This window comes from Nonomuraea sp. NPDC052129 (assembly GCF_040680095.1).
In the GTDB taxonomy this organism is placed as follows: domain Bacteria; phylum Actinomycetota; class Actinomycetes; order Streptosporangiales; family Streptosporangiaceae; genus Nonomuraea.
Window position 1 is genome coordinate 132101 of the sequence record NZ_JBFAVX010000021.1, and the last position, 18610, is coordinate 150710.

Annotated in this window: 20 protein-coding genes and 1 other RNA gene; 9 read left to right on the forward strand and 12 right to left on the reverse strand. The window is 67.9% G+C overall.

The window, feature by feature from the left end; all coding sequences use genetic code 11:
• Positions 1-48: 48 nt before the first annotated feature.
• From AB0L53_RS36545 to AB0L53_RS36560, 4 genes are all read right to left on the reverse strand, one after another.
• On the reverse strand, positions 49-1005 hold the full coding sequence (locus AB0L53_RS36545) for a YafY family protein (RefSeq protein WP_364004239.1): 957 nt from the start codon (positions 1003-1005) through the stop codon (positions 49-51).
• Between the two features lie 49 nt (positions 1006-1054).
• Positions 1055-2485, reverse strand: a complete 1431-nt coding sequence (locus AB0L53_RS36550) for an Nramp family divalent metal transporter (protein WP_364004066.1) — start codon at positions 2483-2485, stop codon at positions 1055-1057.
• A 69-nt stretch (positions 2486-2554) separates the two neighbouring features.
• On the reverse strand, positions 2555-3337 hold the full coding sequence (locus AB0L53_RS36555; RefSeq protein WP_364004069.1) for a GNAT family N-acetyltransferase: 783 nt from the start codon (positions 3335-3337) through the stop codon (positions 2555-2557).
• 9 nt (positions 3338-3346) lie between these two features.
• Positions 3347-4810: an NAD(P)/FAD-dependent oxidoreductase gene (locus AB0L53_RS36560; RefSeq protein WP_364004072.1), complete on the reverse strand. Its 1464-nt coding sequence runs from the start codon at positions 4808-4810 to the stop codon at positions 3347-3349.
• 114 nt (positions 4811-4924) lie between these two features.
• Between AB0L53_RS36560 and AB0L53_RS36565 the strand changes: the two genes are divergently transcribed.
• The 4 genes from AB0L53_RS36565 (at position 4925) to rnpB (ending at position 8328) form a co-directional block, all read left to right on the forward strand.
• On the forward strand, positions 4925-5725 hold the full coding sequence (locus AB0L53_RS36565) for a Nif3-like dinuclear metal center hexameric protein (RefSeq protein WP_364004242.1): 801 nt from the start codon (positions 4925-4927) through the stop codon (positions 5723-5725).
• Between the two features lie 2 nt (positions 5726-5727).
• On the forward strand, positions 5728-6468 hold the full coding sequence (locus AB0L53_RS36570) for a C4-type zinc ribbon domain-containing protein (RefSeq protein WP_364004075.1): 741 nt from the start codon (positions 5728-5730) through the stop codon (positions 6466-6468).
• 34 nt (positions 6469-6502) lie between these two features.
• Positions 6503-7852 (forward strand): bifunctional RNase H/acid phosphatase, encoded by a 1350-nt coding sequence (locus tag AB0L53_RS36575; RefSeq protein ID WP_364004078.1) that lies wholly within the window; start codon positions 6503-6505, stop codon positions 7850-7852.
• Positions 7853-7932: 80 nt separating this feature from the next.
• Positions 7933-8328: RNase P RNA component class A (rnpB, locus tag AB0L53_RS36580), an RNA gene on the forward strand.
• Positions 8329-8340: 12 nt separating this feature from the next.
• Here rnpB and AB0L53_RS36585 read toward each other — a convergent pair.
• The 3 genes from AB0L53_RS36585 to AB0L53_RS36595 all read right to left on the reverse strand — a co-directional run bounded on the left by AB0L53_RS36585 (position 8341) and on the right by AB0L53_RS36595 (position 10174).
• On the reverse strand, positions 8341-8541 hold the full coding sequence (locus AB0L53_RS36585) for a hypothetical protein (protein WP_364004081.1): 201 nt from the start codon (positions 8539-8541) through the stop codon (positions 8341-8343).
• A 296-nt stretch (positions 8542-8837) separates the two neighbouring features.
• Positions 8838-9314: a VOC family protein gene (locus tag AB0L53_RS36590; protein ID WP_364004084.1), complete on the reverse strand. Its 477-nt coding sequence runs from the start codon at positions 9312-9314 to the stop codon at positions 8838-8840.
• Positions 9311-10174, reverse strand: a complete 864-nt coding sequence (locus tag AB0L53_RS36595) for a sigma-70 family RNA polymerase sigma factor (protein ID WP_364004087.1) — start codon at positions 10172-10174, stop codon at positions 9311-9313. The genes AB0L53_RS36590 and AB0L53_RS36595 overlap by 4 nt, the downstream gene beginning before the upstream one ends.
• 125 nt (positions 10175-10299) lie before the next feature.
• On the opposite strand from AB0L53_RS36595, the gene AB0L53_RS36600 reads away from it, so the two are divergent.
• Complete coding sequence (locus AB0L53_RS36600) at positions 10300-10713, forward strand: VOC family protein (RefSeq protein WP_364004090.1); 414 nt, start codon at positions 10300-10302, stop codon at positions 10711-10713.
• A 138-nt stretch (positions 10714-10851) separates the two neighbouring features.
• Here the strand turns inward: AB0L53_RS36600 and AB0L53_RS36605 are convergent, their stop codons facing one another.
• Both AB0L53_RS36605 and AB0L53_RS36610 read right to left on the reverse strand, forming a co-directional pair.
• The gene (locus AB0L53_RS36605) at positions 10852-11580 is read right to left on the reverse strand and encodes a FadR/GntR family transcriptional regulator (RefSeq protein WP_364004093.1); all 729 of its coding nucleotides are present in this window, start codon (positions 11578-11580) and stop codon (positions 10852-10854) included.
• 227 nt (positions 11581-11807) lie between these two features.
• Positions 11808-13727 carry a sialidase family protein gene (locus tag AB0L53_RS36610; RefSeq protein WP_364004096.1) on the reverse strand — a complete coding sequence of 640 codons (1920 nt, stop codon included), beginning with the start codon at positions 13725-13727 and terminating at the stop codon, positions 11808-11810.
• 236 nt (positions 13728-13963) lie between these two features.
• Between AB0L53_RS36610 and AB0L53_RS36615 the strand changes: the two genes are divergently transcribed.
• Positions 13964-14719 carry a DinB family protein gene (locus AB0L53_RS36615; protein ID WP_364004099.1) on the forward strand — a complete coding sequence of 252 codons (756 nt, stop codon included), beginning with the start codon at positions 13964-13966 and terminating at the stop codon, positions 14717-14719.
• A gap of 103 nt (positions 14720-14822) precedes the next feature.
• Here AB0L53_RS36615 and AB0L53_RS36620 read toward each other — a convergent pair whose 3' ends face one another.
• Both AB0L53_RS36620 and AB0L53_RS36625 read right to left on the reverse strand, forming a co-directional pair.
• Entirely contained in the window at positions 14823-15026 is a 204-nt protein-coding gene (locus AB0L53_RS36620; RefSeq protein ID WP_364004102.1) for a DUF397 domain-containing protein, read from the reverse strand.
• 11 nt (positions 15027-15037) lie between these two features.
• Entirely contained in the window at positions 15038-15889 is an 852-nt protein-coding gene (locus AB0L53_RS36625) for a helix-turn-helix transcriptional regulator (protein ID WP_364004104.1), read from the reverse strand.
• Between the two features lie 371 nt (positions 15890-16260).
• Here AB0L53_RS36625 and AB0L53_RS36630 point away from each other — a divergent pair, with 371 nt between their 5' ends.
• Positions 16261-16692, forward strand: coding sequence for an ATP-binding protein (locus tag AB0L53_RS36630; RefSeq protein ID WP_364004107.1), 432 nt, complete (start codon positions 16261-16263; stop codon positions 16690-16692).
• Positions 16689-16928, forward strand: a complete 240-nt coding sequence (locus AB0L53_RS36635; RefSeq protein WP_364004110.1) for a hypothetical protein — start codon at positions 16689-16691, stop codon at positions 16926-16928. Before AB0L53_RS36630 ends, AB0L53_RS36635 begins: the two co-directional genes overlap by 4 nt.
• An 81-nt stretch (positions 16929-17009) precedes the next feature.
• On the opposite strand, the gene AB0L53_RS36640 is transcribed toward AB0L53_RS36635, so the two are convergent.
• A complete protein-coding gene (locus tag AB0L53_RS36640; RefSeq protein ID WP_364004113.1) occupies positions 17010-17813 on the reverse strand; it encodes an aminoglycoside phosphotransferase family protein in 804 nt (267 codons plus the stop codon).
• Between the two features lie 122 nt (positions 17814-17935).
• Here AB0L53_RS36640 and AB0L53_RS36645 point away from each other — a divergent pair, with 122 nt between their 5' ends.
• Entirely contained in the window at positions 17936-18562 is a 627-nt protein-coding gene (locus AB0L53_RS36645; protein ID WP_364004116.1) for an IS607 family transposase, read from the forward strand.
• The last annotated feature ends 48 nt before the right edge of the window (positions 18563-18610 follow it).

Genomic DNA, 18610 nt, shown 5'->3' on the forward strand with positions numbered 1-18610 from the left:
CTGCCGCCGGGCGCTGACCGTTCTCCTACCGTCGACTGACCGTCTCCATCAGCGACGTACGGCGCGTTGGTAGCGATCCGCCAGGAGCAGTACGTGCTCGGCCAGCTCCGGCGGGTCGAGCACCTCGAAGTCCACCCCGATGAACCCGATCCACACGGCCATCCCCGGCAGGTCGTCGCCGCTCAGCCTGACCAGGCAGGTCGCCTCGTCGACCGGCTCGATGTCCAGCTTCAGCGGCGACCGGCGCATCACCTCGGCCGGGCTGTGCAGCAGTACCGTCGCGTGATAGCGCCACATCGCGGTGGTCACGCCCTTCTCCACCCACGCGGCCACGTCACCGTCGCCGGGCAGCTCGCGAGGCGTGAACCGGGGTCCCGTGGCCGGTGTCCGCAGCAGGAGGCGGTCCACCCGGAACGTCCGCCAGTCCCGCCGCTCGATGTCGTAGCCGACCAGGTACCACCGGCCGCGCCGGTGGACGAGCCGGTGCGGCTCGGCGTCGCGCATGGCCGAGGAGCCGTCGTGGCCGGTGTAGTCGAAGCGGAGCCGTTCGTGGTCGCGGGCGGCGTTGGCGATCGTGGTCAGCACCTCGGGCGCCACCGACGGGGCGTCGCCGGGGACCTGCACCGTGTAGGTGTTCAGGGCGTTGACCCGGCGCCGCAGCCGCGACGGCAGCACCTGCTCCAGCTTGGCCAGGGCGCGTACCGAGGTCTCCTCGATGCCCTGGACGCCGCCGCCCGCCGCGCGGCCGAGACCGACGGCCACCGCGACGGCCTCCTCGTCGTCGAGCAGCAGCGGCGGCAGCGCGGCCCCGGCGCCGAGCCGGTAGCCGCCAGCGACACCCGGCGTGGCGTGCACGGGGTAGCCGAGGCTGCGCAGCCGCTCGACGTCGTTGCGGATCGTCCTGGTGGAGACCCCGAGCCGCGTGGACAGCTCGGGGCCCGACCAGTCCTTGTGCGCCTGGAGCAGGGACAGCAGCTTGAGCAGGCGGGCCGAGGTGTCGAGCATGCCTGCCAGTCTGCCCGCCATCGCGGAAAGCCTGGTTCCGCGATGCGGGTCAGCCGAACAGCTTTTGCGCTTGCTGGGTCACCGTCAGCACGGTGAGCGTGCCGAAGAAGGCGATCGACCAGACGAGCGCGCCCAGCCGGTACGACCTGACCTTGAGGGCTTCCGGCAGCGACCGGCGGTTCAGCACGATCAGCAGGATCGAGTAGACGAACATCATCACCGCCGCGAAACTGGCCGAGAACACCAGCAGGATCAGCGGCTGGTCGAACCCGAGCAGCAGGATCACGACGCCGAGCAGCGCCATCGCCCACACGATGAAGAAGTACACGCGGTTCTCGGAAATGGCCTTGTCCCGCAGGTAAATGGTCTTCAGCGCGTCGGAGGCCAGCCGGGAGGTGTAGTCGACGATGCCCATGGCCGAGGCGAACAACGACAGCGCCCCGATCACCCAGAACAGCACGCCGAACCACGGCCCCACCGACGCCTTCAGCGCCTCGCCCTCGACCTGCAGGAACCCGATGCCGTTGGCAAGCCCCGGCTTACCGAACACCGTGGAGTAGGCGAGCATCGACATCAGCGCGATCGTCAGGAACGACACCAGCGCGAACGTGGCCGCCTGCTCGATGTTCGCGAAGCGCCACCACTGCTGCCATCGGGCCAGGTTCTCCTTGGTCGGGGCGAACTGGAAGCCCGTCGAGGCGGCCGCCTCCTCCTGGCCGGTGACCGGGCTGACCAGGCGCGGCACGTACAGGCCCATGCCGAAGCCCTTGTCGCGGATCCAGTTGCTCTGACACAGGTTCTGGCCGCCGCCCGCGCCCGCGTAGGCGATCGCGCCCATCAGCACCGCGAACTCCAGCGGCGGCACCGGGAACTCCGCCCCGACGCTCAGGCCCTTGCCCAGCTCGATCCAGCTGTCGGCGTTGATGGCGAACAGGATCGCGACAATGGCGAGCGTCGCCACCAGGGCGATCTTCACGAAGATCACCCGTTCCAGCATGGTGTAGATGACGGGCGCCATCGTCAGTCCGAGCGCGATCACCAGCAGCATGCCGATCGCGATCCAGCGCACGCTGCCGGCGCCCGTGCCGGTCAGGTAGGTCATCATCGTGGCCGACGTGGTCACCCAGCCGGGCCACAGGTTCGAGCAGAGCGTCATCACGACGAAGACGAGGCTCCAGTGCTTCCACATCCTGCTGAAACCGGTCAGCGCGGTCTCGCCGGTGGCCAGCGTGTAGCGCTCGATCTCCATGTTGAGGAACCACTGGGTGATGATGCCGATCGCGGCGCCCCAGATGAAGACCAGACCGACCTGGGAGGCGATGTACGGCCAGAGGATGAACTCGCCGGACGCCAGCCCGACCCCCGCGCCGACCAGGCCGGGGCCGATGATGCGCCAACTCGATCGGGGAGGGTCCGGAAGGTCTCGGACGGCGACGGGGGGTAGGACTCGCGCAGGAACAGTCGGGGTGAATTCCGCCATGCGGATCTCCTTGTTCGACGTGCGTAAGCGCCACATTACAGAGATCCGAAAGCCGAGTGGAATAGGCAGTCAGCCCATTTCCACCACATATTCCCCGTCGTCGGTGAACCCGGTGACGCGCTCGCCCGACCCCATCAGCCCGCCGAGCACTTCCCGCAGCGCCAGCCGCCAGGCGCGGGCCGCCTCCGGGTCCTCGCGGCGCAGCGTCTCGATGTCGTACGGCGTCGCCACCCGCACCACCGGCCCGTCGGCCAGGCCGATCACCGGCCGATTCCCGGCCACTTCCACCCCCCGCGTGTACGGCCCGGCGGACGGCTGCGGCGGGGACTCCGTCAGCCGCCAGACCGCGAGCAGCCGGTCGGAGGCGTCGCCCTCGTTGATCGCGTCGGCCATGACGCCGTAGAAGTCCTCCAAGTACCGCTCCGGCCGGGCGCCCAGCTTGGTCAGGTTGAACCGGGCGTTCCTGCGTACGAGCGGGTCGAAGGTCCAGGTGACCTTCTCCAGCCCGCGCTCCAGGCACCAGGACCGCTGATGCAGCTTGAGCGCGTAGCCGATGCCGCGCCCGATCACCGCCCCGGTCACGTGCGAGTGCAGCGTCCGGTCCGCCGCGAGGAAGCCCACCGAGGCCCCGACCAGCCGGTCGCCCTCGTACGCCCCGGCCACGTAGCCGCCCGTGTGGGCGAAGCCGATCATCAGCTCCACCGGCACGGGCGCGTTGCGCGGGTCGGGGTGCCAGATGTCGTCGTACAGCCGGTAGACCTCCTGGAAGTCGTGGATCTCGCGCAGCTCGCGGATGGTCACACCGGTCTTCTCGGCCGCCTCACGGGCGGCGGCCGCTTCCGCACTCGTCATTGCGGTTACTTACCCGCCGCCGGTCAGACCAGCCATTCCGGGGGTGGCCGGCCGGTAGGCGGTGTGCGGCGGCCGGGCCGTCAAGCGGCGGTAGAGCGTCGTGGGGCCGGGCCAGTTGTTGGTGACGCGGCCTTCGGCCGTCTTGTACCAGCTCTGGCAGCCGTTGCCCCACACCATCCGCGCCATTGCCGCGTCGAGTTGCCTGCTCCAGGCCGCCATCGCCTCGGGCCGCACCTCGATCGGCCCCTGCTCCGAGAGGTACGGGAGGCAGGACATGATGTGGTTCACCTGGCATTCGAGCATGAAGATGATCGAGTTGTGGCCCAGGTTCGTGTTCGGCCCGTACAACAGGAACAGGTTCGGGAAGTCCGGCACCGAGATGCCCAGGTACGCCTCCGCCCCGCGCTTCCACCGCTCCCGCAGCGACTGGCCGCCCCGCCCCGAGACCTCCATCGGCGCGAGGAACTCCGTGCTCCTGAATCCGGTGGCGTATACGATCGTGTCCACCTCGTACGGCCGATCGGTGGTCTCGATGCCCTTCGGCGTGATCCGTACGATCCGCTCCGTCGCCACGTCCACGTTCGGCCTGGTCAGGGCGGGATAGAAGGAGCTGTCGATGACGACCCGCTTGCAGCCCGGCGGGTAGCCGGGGGTGAGCTTGGCGCGCAGCGCCGGGTCGGAGACCTGGTCGCGGAGGTGGTCCAGGGCCCGCTTCTTGAGCAGGCCGACGCTCCAGCCCTGCGCCAGGGCGGGGTAGAGGGTGTTCTCGGCGTACCGGTAGAGCCACTCGCGGTAGGCGCGCTGGAGGCCGGGGACGAAGTGGAACGCCAGCCTGGTCAAGGGGCCGAAGGTGGCGTCGGGCTTGGGGATCACCCAGTTCGGGGTGCGCTGGAACACCGTCAGGTGCTCGGCCTCGGCGGCGACGCGCGGGATGAGCTGGGCGGCCGACGAGCCGTTGCCGACCACCGCGACCCGCCTGCCGGTGAGATCGTGAGCGTGGTTCCAGCGGGCGGAGTGGAAGGACATGCCCTCGAAGTCCGACATTCCGGTTATGTCGGGGAGCTGGGGGCGGTTGAGCTGGCCGACGCTCATGACGACGACATCGAAGGTCTCGGTGGTGCCGGCTGTGCTGACCTGCCAGTGGGAGCCGTCGAAGACGGCGGCTTCGACCTCGCTGCCGAAGCGGATTTTTCGCCTGACGCCGTATTTATCGGCGCAATGCTCTAGATAGGCGAGAATTTCGGGCTGTTCTGGGTAGCGGCGGGTCCAGCTCGCATATTTCTCGAAAGAGTAGGAGTAAAGGTGCGACGGGACGTCGCAGCCCGCGCCCGGATAGCTGTTGTCGCGCCAGGTGCCGCCCAGGCCGTCCGCCTTCTCGAAGACCGTGTAGGAGCCGATCCCGGCCCGTTCGAGCTGGATCGCCATGCACAATCCGCCGAACCCCGCTCCGATGATCGCGACCCTCGGCGCCATGCCAGCCTCCACATGTCAGGATCCACTTACGTTACGCCGAGCGTCGCGCGGGCGACACCCCTCGCCGATCACGTACCGGGGCCGGGCGGCCGGTAGTCTGCGCTGGTGGCTGGAGTGACGCTGGCGGATGTGATCAAGGAGCTCGAGGCGGCCTACCCGCCCGCCCGAGCCGAGTCCTGGGACGCGGTGGGCCTGGTCTGCGGAGACCCGGCGCAGGAGGTGCGGCGGGTGCTGTTCGCGGTCGACCCGGTCGCGGCCGTCGCCGCCGAGGCCGTCGAGTGGGGCGCCGACCTGATCGTCACCCACCATCCCCTCTACCTGCGCGGCACCACGAGCGTCGCCGCGACCACGCCCAAGGGCCGCCTGCTCCACAAGCTGATAAAGAACGACATCGCCCTCTACACCGCCCACACCAACGCCGACGTGGCGAACCCCGGCGTCTCCGACGCCCTGGCCCGCGCCGTCGGCCTGACCGGCGATCTGGTCCCGCTGCGGCCCTTCCCCGACGATCCCTGGCGCGGGCTCGGCCGCATCGGCGACCTGGAGTCGGCGATGACGCTGGGGGAGTTCGCCGAGCGGGCGGTCGCTGGGCTGCCGGAGACCGCGCAGGGCATCCGCGTCGCGGGCGAGCTGTCCCGCCGTGTCACGCGCGTGGCCGTCAGCGGGGGAGCGGGCGATTCGCTCCTCAGTACGGTCCGCGCCGCGGGAGTGGACGTGTTCCTCACCGCGGACCTGAGACACCACCCCACCAGCGAATTTGTCGAAGAGGGCGGCCCCGCGCTGATCGACGCCGGGCACTGGGCCACCGAGTGGCCATGGCTCGACAGCGCCGCGTCCATCCTGGGTTCGAGTGGCGTTACCGTTGAGACGCGTGTCTCCGCCACGGTCACCGATGCTTGGACAAGAGGATATTGATCATGAAAGCAGCCCCCGAGGCCCAGAAACGACTGCTCGACCTGGCTGACGTTGACTCCGTGGTCGACCGGCTGGCGCACCGCCGCCGTACGATGCCGGAGCTGGCGGAGATCGACGAGCAGTCGAAGCGCTACGCCAAGCTCGCCACCGACGTGATCGGCGCCGAGACCGAGGCCGGCGACCTGGCCCGCGAGCAGACCAAGGCCGAGAACGACGTCGACGCCGTCCGCAGCCGCGCCGACCGCGACCAGAAGCGGCTCGACTCCGGCGCCGTCAGCTCGCCCAAGGACCTGGCGAGCCTCCAGTCCGAGATCGCCTCCCTGCACAAGCGCCAGGGCGACCTCGAAGAGGTCGTGCTGGAGATCATGGAACGCCGCGAGGCCGCCGACAGCAAGGTCCTCGACCTGATCGCGCAGCGCGACGAGATCGCCGCCACGCGCGCCGCCGCCGAGGACCGCCGCGACGCCCTGCTCGTCGACCTCGACAAGGAGGCGGGCGAGGCCCAGACCAGCCGCGCCGCCGTCGCCGCCGAGATCCCCGCCGACCTGCTCACGCTCTACACCAAGCTCAAGGATCAGTACGGCGTGGGCGCCGCCATGCTCAGGGGCGGCCGGTGCCAGGGCTGCAAGGTGGCCCTGTCGATCGCCGAGATGAACCGCATCAAGGCCGCGCCGCACGACGAGGTGCTGCGTTGCGAGGAGTGCCGCCGCATCCTCGTACGTACTCCAGAGTCAGGGCTATGACCTCCTACACCGTACGGACACCAGAGTCAGGGCTATGAGCTCCTACATCATCGAAGCGGACGGCGGCTCGCGCGGTAACCCCGGGCCCGCCGGCTACGGCGCCGTGGTCATGGACGCCACCGACCGCCAGGTGCTGGCGGAGGCGGCGGAGGCGATCGGCGTCACGACCAACAACGTGGCCGAATACCGGGGGCTGATCGCCGGGCTGACGTCGGTGCTCGCGGTGGGGGGCGAGGGCGCCCAGGTCGCGGTACGCATGGACTCCAAACTGGTCATCGAGCAGATGGCCGGCCGCTGGAAGATCAAGAACGAGGGCCTGCGCCCACTCGCCATGGAAGCCGGCAAACTGGCCAGACGGCTGCGGGTGACGGCGTGGACCTGGATCCCGCGCGACCAGAACCGGCACGCGGACCGCCTGGCCAACGAGGCGATGGACGCCGCGGCGAAGGGCCTGACCTGGAAGGCGGGCGGCGCGGCTCTTACGGATTCGCCGCCGCCCACCTCTACTCCGGCCGACTCCGGAACCCGAGCCGACTCCGGCAACCTGGGCGGTTCAGGAACCCGGGACGCCTCCGGAACCCGGGACGCCTCCAGAACTTCGGCCCGATCCCGGTCCTCATCCACATCCACATCCTCATCCACATCCGCCCAACAGACGGACCTCCTGGATGTGTCGGCGGCGGACATTTCCGACTTGTCAGCCCCTACTGCCTCCCTGGCCACCACTCAGGGGCGCAATCGTGGCACTGGCTGGGCCCCACCGACCCGAGTGGCGACCTCCCTACTCCTGCTGCGCCACGGCGAGACCCCACTGTCCGTGGAGCGCCGCTTCTCCGGCCTGGGCGACGCCGAACTCACCACCAAGGGCCTGGCCCAGGCATCGGCCGCAGCCGAGCGACTGTCCCGCGAGCCGTACCACCTCGACGTGATCGTCAGTTCTCCCCTCAAGCGCGCCCGGCAGACCGCGGAGGCGGTCGCTCAGCGCACAGGGCTCACCGTGGAAGCGGACGACGACCTCAGGGAGGTCGATTTCGGCGCCTGGGAGGGCCACACGTTCACGGAGATCCAGCGCGGCTGGCCCGCCGAACTGGCCGCCTGGCTCGCCGACCCGGCCATCGCACCCCCGGACGGCGAGAGCTTCGAGGCCGTGGCGGAGCGCGTCAAGCGAGCGGAGGAGCGCCTGATCGAGCGGTACGAGGGCCGGACGGTCCTCATCGTGTCGCACGTGACGCCCATCAAGACGCTGCTGCGGTTCGCACTGATGGCACCTCCGGCAGCGCTGTATCGCATGCACCTGGACCTGGCTTGCCTGTCGCTGATCGAGCACTACGCAGACGGCCAGTCCGTGGTGAAGTCCTTCAACGACACCTCCCACCTACACTGACCTCCAGCGCTGTCATCCCACCGGAGCGGGCCTGCCGACCGACTGAAGATCTACTGAGGTTTGATAAACTTCCAGCTAGACGAGTCGGCCGGGCGGCCGCGTCGGGCCCTTCGCGGGCTCGCCGAGGAAGGTCCGGGCTCCACAGGGCAGGGTGGTCGGTAACGCCGACCCGGGGCGATCCGCGGGACAGTGCCACAGAAAGCAAACCGCCTCCGGATTTTTCTGGAGGTAAGGGTGAAACGGTGGTGTAAGAGACCACCAGCGCCCACGGTGACGTGGGCGGCTAGGTAAACCCCACCCGGAGCAAGGTCAAGAAGGGACGCTCTCCGGAGCGTCCCGCGCGCGACGTTCGAGGGCTGCCCGCCCGAGCCGCGCGGGTAGACCGCTTGAGGCCGCCGGCAACGGCGGCCCTAGATGGATGGTCGCCCCTTCGTTCCGACGAAGGACAGAACCCGGCCTACAGGCCGACTCGTCTCACATTCCTGGCGTTACTTGGCATCAGCCTTCGGGACGATGACACGCGCCCATGCGGTGAGTCTGTCCACCAGCTTGAGGGCGAACTCACGGCCGCATGCGAAGAACGGCAGCACCAAGAAGGCCGGGGTCATGAGGACAATGATCACGGCCAGCGGCAGGACCAGCAGCCCACACAACGCCACGCGCTGCCAGGCGGCTTGTATCGATGTCATGGCCTGCCCCCTGCTCACCCGTTCGGCTGCTACCAGTATCCGACCGGTAGACCACTTGGGAATAACAGGGCGCTGAAGTGCTAAAACACGCACATATTGAGTAGACCACTCACCATTTAGGAGGGGCGTGAACGCGGCTGGTCGTGGTCCAGCTCCAAAGGACAGCCGCATTCGTCGTAACGCCGATCCGGTCGCTTCCATCGCACTCACCTCTGACGCTGTGAGGTGCCCCGAACCTTCCGGACACGGGTGGACCAGAGTGAAGGTGAGCAGGACCGCCCTTTCCGCGTCCGCGTTCAGGGCGCCTGGCGGCCCCTCGCGGCGTGTGCCTGCCGCGAGGTGAGCGCATGGACTATCTGCCGCGGCTGGGTGAATCGCAGCAAGTTGCCAGACGGATCGAGGAAGACACAGTCGCGGACGCCGTCGGGCTGGTTGATCGGTTCTTGCATCACTTCGGCGCCCGCGGCCTCGATGCGCTCGAAGGTGGCGTCGCAGTTGTCGGTGACGAAGACGAGACGGCCCAGCAGGCCCTTGGCCATCAGGTCGGCGATCGCCTGCCGGTCGGCCGGCGAGACGCCTGGGTCGGTACCAGGGGATTCGAGGATGATCCGCGCGTCCGGCTGCGACGGCGGGCCGACGCTCACCCAGCGCATCACCTCGGATCCGTCGTCGCGCACCTCGAAGCCGAGCACGTCGCGGTAGAAGCCGAGCGCCTTGTTGAGGTCGTGGACGGCGAGGGTGCAAGAGGAGAGCTTGAGATCCGTACGGCTCAACGCCGCTCCTTGTCGCCGGCGGCAAGAATGACGATGTCGAGGTCGCTGAGCCGGTCCAGATCAGTGTCGATATCGATGCGGGTGATCTTCTCGTCGTCGATGGTGAACGTGATGACAGCCTTCGGCCGGCCGAGGTGCGACCAGACGGCCGCCGGTACCCCGTCGACCAGAGCGAGCCGGGCGGCCTGAGCTCGTCCGGCGAAGAAGGCCGCCACCGCCTGGTCGCCGCGGATCTCGCCGATCACGGCGTCCGGATCGAGCAGTTCGAGCAGGGCGGCGAAATCCCCGCTCCGGGATGCGGCAAGGAAGGCCTCGACGATTTCCCGCTTCGCCGATCGCGCGGCCTCGGATGCCCCGGCCGCTCCTTGTACCCGGCGCCGGGCCCGGCTGGCGAGTTGCCGGGCCGCCACCGGTGAGCGGTCGATGATGGGGCCGATCTCGCCGAATGACACGGCGAAGACGTCGTGCAAGACGAACGCGAGCCGCTCGGCGGGAGTCAGCGTGTCCAGCACCACCATCAGCGCGACCCCGACCGAATCGGCCAGCAGCGCCTCGTCCTCAGGGCCGGCGTGGTCTGGAGGGTGGATACCCGCGTCCGGCTCGGGCGGCAGCGCCCCGGCCGAGTCTTCACGCCGGGAGCGGCGTGCCTCGAGCATGTTCAGGCAGACCCGGGCGACGACCGTGGTCAGCCACCCGGCCGGATTCTCCACCTGACCGGTGTCGGCGCGGCTGACCCGCAGCCACGCCTCCTGCACCGCGTCCTCGGCCTCGCTGGGCGAGCCGAGCATCCGGTACGCCATCGCTTGCAAGCGGTCCTGGTGCTCGGCGAACCGCTGGCTCACCCAGTCCTGCTCAATCATCCGTCACGTTCCTCCGTCCGGGCCTGTCATACCAATTGACCGGCGAACCCGCGCCGATGTGACATCCGGGCCCGGCTCGGATGTTCGGGCGGCACGTACACCTGAAGCACATAAGGAGACAAGGTATGAAAGCGCATGTCAGCTCGATCCTCCTCGGCGTCCGGGACCTGGACCGGGCCAAGCAGTTCTACACCGAAGGGCTCGGCTGGAAGATCAAGAGCGACTACGGCATCTCGGTGTTCTTCGAATCGGACGGAGCCTCGCCCGTCGGCTTCTACGGCCGCGACGGCTTGGCCGACCAGGTGGGCACGAGCTCGGAAGGCAGCGGCTTCAGCGGGCTGGTTCTCACCTACGTCGTCCGTAGTGAGGCGCGAGTCGATGAGATCATGGCGGAGGCCGAGAAGGCCGGCGCCACGATCCTCAAGCCCGCCGGCGCTCTGCCTTGGGGTGGGTACGGCGGCTCCTTCGCGGACCCGGACGGCTACATCTGGAGTCTCGGCTACAGCGCTCAGGGAAAGGACCAGCCCTACGCGGAGTAGCCGCCGAGCGGCAATGCATCTGGCGAGTGTGACGTGCTCGGCCTGAGCAACCAGACTTACTGGACGGTCCTGGTCCCGCCCATCACGGCAGAACCCGGCCCAGGTAATCGGCCAGTTCGCCCGTCCTAGGCATGGACATCAGCCGTCGGCCTGGCGCGACCGGGTATGGGCGGGCGGGCGGGTCAGGTCGGCCGCGGGTGCCGGCCGGGCCTCCGCTCGCGCGATGCGCGCCTTGACGTCGCGGAAGTGCAGCCGCATCGCCTCCTGGGCGGCCTCGGTGTCCCGAGCGCGAAGCGCCGCCACGATCCGGCGGTGGTTGACGACGATCTCCGCGCTTCGCTCCTCCGGTGGGCCGAGTGTCGGCTCGACCTCGTGGTAGACGTCCCAGAACAGACCGATCAGCTGCAGCACCAATTCGTTGCCGCACAACTCGTACAGCAGCGCGTGGAACGCCCGATCGGCTTCCGGGTCCCGATCCATGCCATTGACCAAGGCGTCCAAGGCGGCGAGCCGGGGGGCGCTGGTGTTCTGGGCCACCTGGCCGACCAACCCGGTCTCGAGCAGTTCGCGGACCTCGACCAGATCCTGCAGCGCGCGGATCCCGCCGCCCGGCCCCGAACGCACCCGGAAGGCAAGCGATGGTGTCAGTACGTCGAGCGACGCGTGCCCGACGAACGTCCCATGACCGTGCCGGATCTCGACGATGCCCAACGCCCGCAGGGCCCGCACGGCCTCGCGGACGCTGTTGCGGCTCGCCCCCAGCAGATCCATCAATTGCACTTCGGTCGGCATCGGTGACCCGGGGGCCAGTCCGCGCTCGTGGATCATGGCGACGATGCGCTCCTGAAGCGACGTGCCGTCACGCATACGTATGCTGCCCCCAGGCTCGTCGAAGACCGTATGTCCAAACATCCCACCTCTCGATCTCGGAAGGCCAGGTGGGGCAGGAGATTTTACGCCGACGACACAGACGGGCAACCGGACAGACGCTGCTCGTTCTCGCTCCTCGCCGCCTTCGGCCCGGCCGGCGCCAAGGCACGGCGATGACGCCCACGTGACCCCGCGAGCGCCATCGTCGAGCGGTTCGTGTCCTCTCAGCTGACGTGATCGAACGGCAGCCGCAGCCCAAGCTGACCGCCGATCGGGACGTTAAATCGTCGGATCAGGTCCAGTTCGGTGCTCGCGAGGGCGCGCCGGTAGACGCGTACCTCGTCCAGCGTCCCGCGGAAGCGGTCCACACCGTCCAGCCGCTGTCCGACGTGGATCCCCTCGAGCCCGAACTCCTTGCCGAGGGTCACCGAACCGGTCGGCGCCGCCGCCGACGAGACCTGCACGCCGTCCACCAGGAGCCGGAGCTCGCCACGTACCCGCTGGAGCACCACGAAGTGCCACTGCCCGTCGTTGTACGCGCTCGGCGACTGTACGGTCACGTTGAACCGGTCGACGGAGAGGACCGCCCGGATGCGGTTGCTGGCCGGTTCGGCCCGCAGCCACAGCGCCGGCGGGTTGGTGCCCCTGTTCACCCGGTGGAACCAGAGGATCGTGTGCGCGCCGGTCTGCTCTGAATAGCGGATCCAGGAGCTCAGCGTGAAGTCCTTCGCACCGAGGTCGATGCTGTCGTCGAACGGCACCTCCACCCGGTCGTCCACCCGGTCCAGGGCCAGCCCGCCGCCGAACCGCCCATCGGTGGTCTGCGCACCACCGCGGACATACGCCTGGTTGCGGTACGGCGAACTGTCCGGCGTCGTCGGGCCGGGTGCCGGGGGTCCGGGGATGCCGGGCGGGGTGCCGTTCGGCGTCTCCAGGTACGCCTCGTTGAACCGCGTGAACCGGATCTGCTCGTACGGCGTGATGTTGCCGGCCTCGTACATCAGGGCCGCCTCGTCGCCGTCCAGGCGCACCATGTCCGAGTACGCCGACGGCCCCCAGTAGAAGACCTTGCCCTCGTCCCACGTCTCGAAGCGGCGCCCCTCGTCGTAGGACGACCGGATCCCCATCGCCTCCCGGGCGCCCGGGTGCATCGGCGCGGAGAAGAGGATGCGCTTGTCGCTGAACCGCAGCAGCGACGCCTGGATGTCGGTCGTCGCCAGCGCCGGCATGGTGCGGAACGGCGCGTCCCACGTCTCGCCACCGTCGCTGCTGGTCGCGTACGCCCGGCTGCCCTCGTCGGTGCCGCGCTCGCGGGCCGAGGCGTAGATCCGCCCGTCGGTCAGCTCGATGACGGTGACTTCCTGGGCGATGACCGTGCCGTCGTCGCGGGACGTCTCGGCGCCGATGTTCCAGGTCACCCCGCTGTCATCGCTGTAGAGCAGGTGCGTGCCGTAGACGTGCTTGCCGACCCGGTCCCAGCTTTCGAAACTCGCCCCGACGACCAGCCGCCCGGCGTGCGGGCCGAGCTTGAGCTGGATGCCGTGCATCGGGCCGGTGGCGTACCAGAAGTTCCACTCCGGACGCTTGCCCTCGGTCATCTCCCTGGCAGCCGACCAGGTCGCCCCGTGGTCGTCACTGAACTGCACCCAGGGGTCGCGGTCACAGCCGTTCGGGCACGGCTCCCCACCGTTGTGGGTGCTCACCAGCACGACCCGCCCGGTACGCTCGTCAACGATCGGCACCGGGTTGCCGTGGGTCGTGCCGTTGCCCTCCGAGATCACCTGCAGCGGTCCCCAGGTTCGACCGCCGTCGGCGGAACGGCGCAACACGAGGTCGATGTCCTCGTCGTCGCCGCAGTCCTTCACCCGCCCCTCGGCGAACGCCAAGACCATGCCGTTCGTGGCCCGCACCACGGCGGGGATCCGGAAGCAGCCATATCCGAAGTCGCCCTGCTTGTAGAGCACCTGCTCGTCCACGAACGGTGCGGTGTCACTCGTTGTGCCGGCCTGGAAGGTCTCCGCCGGCGCCGCGGTCGCCGGCGCGCCCAACCCGCTGACGAGTAAACCGGCAAGCACCACTACGGCGCCCGCCCGGCGGCGCCAGGAGCGCCCGGTACGGACCTTTGGGGGGTGACCATCGTGCATGTCCTTGCCCTTCCTGACAGGAGACAGTCATGGATGGGACATCCTACGTCCAACGTTGGATGTTTAACAGATGGTGAATGTGGGATGTTCGCGAGTGAGCGAATGTGTCCGTGAGCTGATCGTCCGGTTGGCCCGCGTGCGTCCTCTCACAGCCCGGCGCCGTACCCCGACGTACGAGAACCCTCACGCTGTGCTACCCACTGGCGCAGGCGGGACGGATGCGGGAAACTGCCTCGATGGCTGCTGAGTACGCCCAGAGTGACCAGTTCCGTGGTGCCCGCATCCACCTGTGCGATCTTGCCGGCCTTGAGATTCGCGATTGCGAGGTCAGCGGCCTGAAGATCGTGGACTGCTATGGGGGCGACGTCTACCTCGGTGGCGACTTCGAGCGTCTCGTTGTCAACGACGTCGACGTGACCGCCTACGTCGAGGCCGAGCTCGACCGGCAGCATCCCACGCGGGTGCTGGCGCGTGACGCCGCGTCCTGCGTCGACTATCGGGCTGCTTGGGATGCCATCGAGACGCAATGGGAGGCGACGCTCGACCGCGCCAGGCTCCTACCCGAGGCCAAGCTGCACGAGCAGGTCAACGGCGAGTGGTCGTTCGTCGAGACCCAACGGCACCTGCTGATGGCCGGCGATGCCTGGCTTGGTAATGCCGTGCTCGAGGAGGATGCGCCGTACCACCCGTTGGGCCTTCCTCATGGCGGGATGCCGCCCGACGCGGCGGCGAAGCTCGGGCTCACCCTCGAAACCACGCCGACGCTCGACGAGGTACTCGCGCCGCGGCTCGCCCGCATGGCCACGATGCGGCGTGTCGTCGACGGGCTCACCGAGGCCGGGCTCGATCGGGTGTGTGGTCGCAAGCCGGCGGACCCATATCCAGATCGGGAGTACGTCGTGCGCCGCTGCCTCAAGGTGGTGCTCAAGGAAGAGGCCGAGCATCACCGTTATGCGGTACGCGACCTCGCCGTGCTCGAGGCCGGTGCCTGAATCGGAGTAAGGGCGCGGGCCCCGCGGGCCCTAGGATCGCGGGCTGCCGGCTCACCTCGCCCTCGACTTCGCCTTTCTCATGAGCCCCCGCCTGGTTCGGCCGTCAGCCGAACTCGCCGTCCTTGGCGCCTCCGATGAAGGCGTCCCACTCGTCCGGGGTGAAGGTCAGGATGGGTCCGCCGGGGTTCTTGGAGTCGCGTACGGCCCGGCCTCCGTCGGAAAGCGTCGCGACCTCGACGCAGTTCTGCCCCTCTGCCGAGCTGCGGGAGGCTTTGCGCCAGATAAGACCGGAGTGGGTGGGATTCATTACTTCCGCCCTTACTTAAGGTGTTTGGCCAGATCTTCAATGTACGTCGCCGACGCGTCCGCGCTCAGTGCGGACGCGCGAAGGTAGCCGTAGCTTTTCCGATAGTGGGCTACGTCCTCCGGCTTCTCCAGAAAGAGGTCACCGGCCGCGCCGACCTCGACATAGACGATGCTCGGATCCTCAGATGCTTGGTAGTCGAGGATGGTGAACCCGCCGGTCATCGAGGTGTGCGCGCCAGCCACGTCTTGGAGCACCTGGATGCCGATGTTCCGGTGTTCGGCCATCCGACACAGGTGGTGGAGTTGGTCGCGCATCACCTCGATGCCACCGACCTGCTTGCGTAGTGCGGCCTCGTCGATTACGGCCCAGAGAACCGGTGGGTCTTCGCGATCCAGCATCCGTTGACGGGCCAGGCGCGCCTCGGTGAGGCGTTCGATGTCGCCCCTCTCCATCACACGTCCGCCTTTGAAAACCGCCTTGGCGTAGTCGGCGGTTTGGAGCAGGCCGGGGATCAGTATCGCCTCGAAGGTCTGGATTTCTGACGCCTCCCATTCCAACCCAACGAGTGCTCCACCCAGGATGTCCTTGAACTCCTCCTCCCACCATCCGCGTCGACGGCTCTCTCGTGCCAGGGCGATGATGGCCTGCCGTCTGGCCTCATCCGTCACGCCATAGACGTCGAGCAGGTCCATCACGTCGTTGACAGTCGGTCGCCGCCACTCATCCCGTTCGATCCTCGTTACTTTGCTGGGCTGCCACCCGAGTCGTCGGGCGGCCTCTTTGGAATCGAGGCCCGCGGCCTCGCGGAACTGGCGTAGAGCATTGGACAGGCGCCTTCGCCTGACCGTGGGGCTATATGCCACGTGCAGGGTCTCCTTTACATAGCGCGGCAATTAGTACATAGCGCATCTATAGGCGTTGCCGAATTTAGGTATTGCTAGTTGAGCGCATTCAAAGGCATCATGAGGCTAGCTGCTCCGGTTGCAGAGAGTGGCCGATATGAGACGGAAAGTTGACATGATGGTCGCGCCAGGGCGTTTCTAGACCGGCTTGCCCGGTGCGTGGGCGGCTACGGCGAGCATCAGGTCTTCGCGTACTGCACATTTCCGCCGATAGATGCGCACATACCTGCTCGACGCGTATTCGGTGAGCGGAGACAACCCCGGCGTCCTCGGGCGTGGTGACGCAACCACCCGCCCGAGGACTGGATCAGGAATACGGAGCCCCCTGACCTGTGAAGAACCCTAGCCTCGTGCCCCCGGCCTCCGTGTGGGACGACAAGAACTCATGCGAGGTGCGCTGGGACCTGCCCGCCGACCCCGAGGCGGTAGGCGTGGCGCGCCAACTCGTACGTGAAGCGCTCGCCGGGTGGGGCCTGTCCGCTCTGGCCGAAGACGTGGCCATGGTCGTTTCGGAAGTGGCGACCAACGTGGTCGTGCACGCGAGATCGCCGATGACGCTCTCGCTGCGCCGGTACGGGAGGAGCGTTCGGGGCGAGGTGGCCGATCGCAGCGCTGGGTGGCCGACTCCGCTGCCGGTCGGTCTCGATGAGGAGCATGGTCGCGGGCTGGCGATCGTCGCGGCCTACGCGGACCGGTGGGGTGTCGATTCCGCTCCGCAGGGCAAGACCGTCTGGTTCGTCTGCGGGGAGCGGGAAGTTTCGTGAGTGGCCCGCTGCCCCTGGAGATGTCCGGTGACGTGCGTGTCTGCGCGCGGTGCGGCACCTGTATCGTCACGCTGGCCTCCGCCATGCGCATGATCTGGGCGGACGTCACGGACGACACGATCACAGCCGATGCCGTCGAGCAGATCGTCGCGCCGGTCACCGGCGTCTGGGTCGACGTGTTGTGCAGTCCACTCTGCCCGCCAGGCAGCCACCAGCCGGACCATAACCGACCGTAATGTCACCGGGCGGTCGATCCGGCTGGACCCGTACAAAGACCTCATCGACCATTTGTTGCGGGTCGACCTGGATGCGCCTCTCTACAGCAACGCCAGCATCCGTTCCGCCTGAGCCGCCTTGGTCTCTCCCCGGGTCCGCAACAGCCAATACAGCGCGAGAAGGCGGCGGCACTCCATGAGCCTGGCGGCTTCGTCAGCCGTCAACCCGAACCTCTCCAGCACCGCAGTCATACCGGCGTCGTCGTTGCGCCACACCGATATGTGCTCGACGACCTCGGCGAGTTCGAAGGCACGATCGCTGCGGCCGGAAAACTCGAAGTCCACGACACCGACCTTGGTTCCATCCCACAGATAGTTGGCCAGGTTCCCGTCGCCGGTGCCGAACACCGGAGTGCCCGGCTGCGCCAACAGCGCCTCCAACATGGGCTGCTTCACCCAGTTCCCAGCCTCGCGAAACGCGTCCCTGACCACAGGGTCCGCATCAGACGCCGCCACCCACCATGATCGAACTTGATCGAGCAGTTCGACTGGATGCCCGGCCCGAGCGGGAACCCGCTCCAACACACGCTGGGGGATCGCCTGCTGGACTTCCGTGACGGCCTCGGCCAGCGCGTCCGCCAGGTGCCCCTCGATCGGTCCCGCTACGGCGGCGCCGCCAAGTCGGGACATCACCACGGTTGGCGGGTCGGCCTCCAGGTCGGCGTTCACGGGCGCTGGCGCAAGCCCAGGGGAGTACTTGTTGAGCAGTTCCAATGCTCGCCATTCCCGCTCAGGCTGGCCATGGTCCAACCGCCGGTATTGCTTGATCACGACATCGGACCGCACTTCGATCGTGTGCTTGCCTGCCTGGGTGTCCATGTACTCTCCGATCTCGTTGAAGATCATCACCCTAAATAAGCGAGGTAGCACAGCGGAACCTTCGGTCACGGGCCAGGCGACGGGTACGGCGGGCACGGGCTCGTCAATTTCTTTAGTCATCCCTAGTGTTGTGTATGTATATTGTGTGTATGGAGTTGCTGCGCATGTCCAAGGCCGCGAAGCGTCTGGGTATCCACCCGATGACGCTTCGCCAGTGGGCTATCGACGGCAAGATCCCGTTTTCCTGGGTTGGTCGTGAGCGCCGGTTCTCCTCGCTCGATGTGGAAAATTTGAAGCGCGGCAGCGGCTCGACAGCCTCCCGTCCAAGGCGAGAGGTTCTGTATGTGCGCGTGTCCGGCTCGTCCGGGCAGGAGTTCTCGCTGGCGGCGCAGGAAGAGGAGTTGCGGGCCACGTCTACCGGTGAGGTCGTGAAGGTCGTCAAGGACCGTGGATCGGGTCTGCGGGAGAACCGGCCGGGTCTGAATCGGGTGTTGGCGATGGTTTGCGATGGCTCGGTGTCGGTGGTGCGGGTGACGCATGAGGACCGGCTGGCCCGGTTCGGGGTGGGATGGCTCAAGCGCCTGTTGTCCGTGTACGGCGTCACGCTCGAAGTCCTGCACCCGAACAAGTTCGGTGGCCGCGATGAACTCCTCGAAGACTTCGTGTCCTTGGTCACCACCTTCGCCGCTCGCCTCTACGGCATGCGCTCGACGGAGGCCCGCAAGCGGCTGCTGGCCGAGACCGGCCAGTGCGTCGGCGATGATGGTGCCGCGTGAGTCGGAAACTTCGGCTTGCCGAGGGCGAAACCTCCCGCACCGCATGTG